The organism is uncultured Cytophaga sp. (assembly GCF_937863595.1).
In the GTDB taxonomy this organism is placed as follows: Bacteria; Bacteroidota; Bacteroidia; order Cytophagales; family Cytophagaceae; genus Cytophaga.
In genome coordinates this window covers 1-3,590 of the sequence record NZ_CALMGQ010000058.1, presented here as the reverse complement: position 1 = coordinate 3,590, position 3,590 = coordinate 1, and the positions used below count along the sequence as shown (strand labels likewise).

The 3,590-nt window shown below is 34.8% G+C and carries 4 protein-coding genes and 1 pseudogene; 4 read left to right on the top strand and 1 reads right to left on the bottom strand.

Annotated features, from left to right (window positions below; all coding sequences use genetic code 11):
* Positions 1-18: 18 nt before the first annotated feature.
* The 3 genes and pseudogenes from fabZ to Q0543_RS04925 form a co-directional block, all read left to right on the top strand.
* A pseudogene (gene fabZ, locus Q0543_RS04935) lies at positions 19-480 on the top strand (3-hydroxyacyl-ACP dehydratase FabZ); the annotation flags it as partial.
* A 1-nt stretch (position 481) separates the two neighbouring features.
* Positions 482-1,261: an acyl-ACP--UDP-N-acetylglucosamine O-acyltransferase gene (gene lpxA / locus Q0543_RS04930; RefSeq protein WP_299249959.1), complete on the top strand. Its 780-nt coding sequence runs from the start codon at positions 482-484 to the stop codon at positions 1,259-1,261.
* Complete coding sequence (locus tag Q0543_RS04925) at positions 1,261-1,875, top strand: ABC transporter ATP-binding protein (RefSeq protein WP_299249957.1); 615 nt, start codon at positions 1,261-1,263, stop codon at positions 1,873-1,875. Before lpxA ends, Q0543_RS04925 begins: the two co-directional genes overlap by 1 nt.
* A 292-nt stretch (positions 1,876-2,167) precedes the next feature.
* Here the strand turns inward: Q0543_RS04925 and Q0543_RS04920 are convergent, their stop codons facing one another.
* On the bottom strand, positions 2,168-2,854 hold the full coding sequence (locus Q0543_RS04920; protein WP_299249953.1) for an SGNH/GDSL hydrolase family protein: 687 nt from the start codon (positions 2,852-2,854) through the stop codon (positions 2,168-2,170).
* Positions 2,855-2,987: 133 nt separating this feature from the next.
* On the opposite strand from Q0543_RS04920, the gene Q0543_RS04915 reads away from it, so the two are divergent.
* Entirely contained in the window at positions 2,988-3,347 is a 360-nt protein-coding gene (locus tag Q0543_RS04915; RefSeq protein WP_299249950.1) for a hypothetical protein, read from the top strand.
* Positions 3,348-3,590 lie beyond the last annotated feature (243 nt).

Genomic DNA, 3,590 nt, shown 5'->3' with positions numbered 1-3,590 from the left:
AGTGCGCGCCAATAAGCTCCGCACCATGACCCTTCGCAACCACCGGTTTTAGATGTAAATCAAATTTATAAATTACTTCCACACAGGTATCCTTTTAAATTAGTTGATAAGATTGTACACCTTGACGAAAATATGATTATTGGCGTTAAGAATGTTACCATCAACGAACCGTTCTTTGAAGGACATTTTCCAGAAAACCCCGTAATGCCAGGCGTACTTCAAATTGAAGCGATGGCTCAAACGGGAGGAATCTTTGTAATGCAATCTGTACCTGATCCAGAAAACTATTGGACGTATTTCTTAAGTATCGACAATGCTAAATTCCGTCGCATGGTAGTACCTGGAGACACTCTAGTATTCAAATGCGAATTGACTGCTCCAATCAAACGTGGAATTGCTAAAATGCAAGGACAAGCATACGTTGGTGGCAATTTAGTCTGTGAAGCAAGTTTAACAGCAAGTATTGTTAAAAAGAAATAACATGAATCAACCATTAGCATATATACACCCCGAAGCTAAGATTGCTCAAAATGTAGTTATCGAACCCTTTACAACCATCCATAAAAATGTAGAAATTGGTGAAGGCACGTGGATCGGCCCCAATGTTACTATTATGGAAGGCGCACGCATTGGTAAAAATTGTAAAATTTTTCCAGGTGCATCTATTTCCACTTTACCTCAAGATTTAAAATTTGAAGGGGAAGAAACATTAACCATTATTGGCGACAATACTGTAATTAGAGAATGTGTTACGATTAGCCGTGGCACGAAAGACAAATTCAAAACAGTTGTTGGTGCAAATTGCTTATTGATGGCTTATGTGCACGTTGCACACGATTGCGTTGTTGGTGACAATTGTATCTTAGCAAATGCTGTACAAGTTGCTGGACATGCAATCATAGATGATTTTGCTATCATTAGTGGTGCAAGTGCAATCCATCAATTTTGTAAAATCGGTGCTCACACTATGGTATCTGGTGGGTCTTTGGTTCGTAAAGATGTGCCACCTTATACTAAAGCAGGTCGTGAGCCATTGAGTTACTGCGGTATCAACTCTGTTGGTTTGAGACGTAGAGGTTTTTCAAATGAAAAAATCAACGAGATACAAGATATTTACCGTGTCATCTATTTAAGAGGATTTAACAATTCTCAAGCACTCAATCACCTTGAAGTGAATTTTGCTCCTTCAAAAGAATTGGATGAAATCATACATTTCATGCGTAACTCTGACAGAGGTATCATGAAAGGAATTGGCGACTAGTGAAAATAGAAGCAAGTAACATAGGCAAACGTTTTAATAGAGATTGGATTTTCAAAAACGTCTCACTTTCTGTTGAAAGTTGCTCAAGCCTTGCCATTACAGGTTCTAACGGATCTGGAAAATCTACTTTATTACAAGTATTAAGTTCTTTAACCGTACCAACAACTGGTACGGTTTTATTTTTTAATGATACTCAAAAAGTAGATGATAGCGATTTATATAAAAGCATTTCCTTTGTTTCTCCCTATCAAGAAATCATTGAAGAAATGACACTAAGCGAATTGCTTGAATTTCATCGCTCGTTTAAAAACATTCGCATAGAAAACAGCGCCGAATTTGCAGCGTATTGCGGCATTAACAAAGGGCAAAATAAAGAGATTCGTTATTTTTCATCGGGAATGAAACAACGCGCCAAGCTTGGGCTTGCCTTATTATCTGATACTCCTCTCCTATTTTTAGATGAACCAACAAGCAACCTAGATAAGCAAGGAAGCGATTGGTATTTGAGTGAAATCAAAAAACTAATTGGAACCAAAACAATTGTCGTAGCATCGAATATACCTGAAGAGTATGCGTTTGCGGAGCAAGTGATGCGGATTAGTGACTATCAATAACTATAGTATAAATTCCAAAAAAACAAAAAACAAATTCCAAACGGCCATAAAATTCCTAGCGCAAGCATTGGTATTTACTTTTGGTTATTGCCAAATCAGATTGTTTAAATGAAAATATTTTAAATTTATTTTATTGAATGAAAAATGGCACGTTTCAAAAACTATTAATTGAGTAGATACGCAACGATCAAAGACGCGCGCGAGGAAAGAAATAATTTAAAACTAGAGCAAGTGAAATAGTGAAGATATTTCTTTCCGTTTGGAATTTGTTTTTTGTTTTTTTGGAATTTATTTAATTATCCTTCATAATTAAATCCACCCATTCCGCATACATTTTACCAGAAGGGTGTAATCCATCTTCTGCAACCAAATCAGGCTCTGTGAGCGCTCTTCTAGAAATTGGTGTAATATCGCAATACCTTAAACCTAAAGAGTCTGAAAGCTGCTTATTTGCCGCGTTAAATAAATCTATCTGCTGGGATATATACATTTGGTTGTTTTTTCCAAAAGGTGTGTAACCATAATCGGGAATGGAAACGACAAATACGTTTTCCTTTTTACCTCCTGCATATTGAATAGCACGTTCTGCTAATTGAACGAATTCTATTTTATAGGTTTCAATGTCTTTCCCTTGATATTGATTATTCACGCCGATTAAAAGTGAAACCAGGTTAAAAGTATCTTTGTAGGAAGCTGCATGGATCGCGTCAATTAAATTTGTAGTCGTCCAACCAGTGCGGGCTATTATTTTATAAGAGCTAACTTTTTTGCCAGATGCATTTAAAGAATCAGCTAACTGCGCAGGGAAATTATCTGAAGCAGGCACACTCTCCCCAATCGTATACGAATCACCCAGTGCCAAATAGCGAATCGGTTCTTTTACAACAACAACTGCTGGGGTAATGTTACTTGCATCATCTTTCATTTTACAAGATAAGAATACTAAAAGTAGAATGGTAATTAGTAGCGTTTTTCTCATAAAAGATATACGTAAATTAAATCAAACTAGATTTTATTGTAACATTCAATACTCGGAATTTGTTTGCGTCATTTTTTATTCCTTTTTAATAAAGTCTGCTTATCTTAGACATTCCAATTATCCATTTTGATCTATGAACTCAAAATCTATAACAAAGGTTTTTATATTTATTTTAACATTATTTATAGCTGAAATTGTATCAACCATTGCGAAAAATTATTTAAATATCCATCCAGGATATAAAGACCCGTATACCTTAACAGCTATTAAAATGGGGATTATTCTTGTAATTTATTATCCGGTATTTGAATTGCTGAGTGGCTTATCTGAGATTTTATCAAAGCACTTTTTCAAAAAAACAAAATCTGCAATTATTGGTGGTATACCTGGATTAATTATTGCTTTTTTAATTGGACTCATTATTTGTTATTGTGTCTTCTTAAAATTGTGGTACCACGTAAATGTGTTTGAAGTGCTGTGGAGGAAGATGTGAATTATGCGTTTTCAGCTTAATGCGAAATGCTTAATGCTTAAGGCTTTAAGCCAATACTAAACATTAGTACCTTTCTATTTTAAATAATTAATTAAAGCAATTATTAAAAGTAATCCTACTTTGTCAAGTTTACATTTAGGGCTTCATGTGATTTATAATTGCTAAAAAAATCATATCAATTCTACTTTTTATTAATTAGGTCTTTCTAAATCAATTTGTATAATCACCCGCTAAGCACCGACT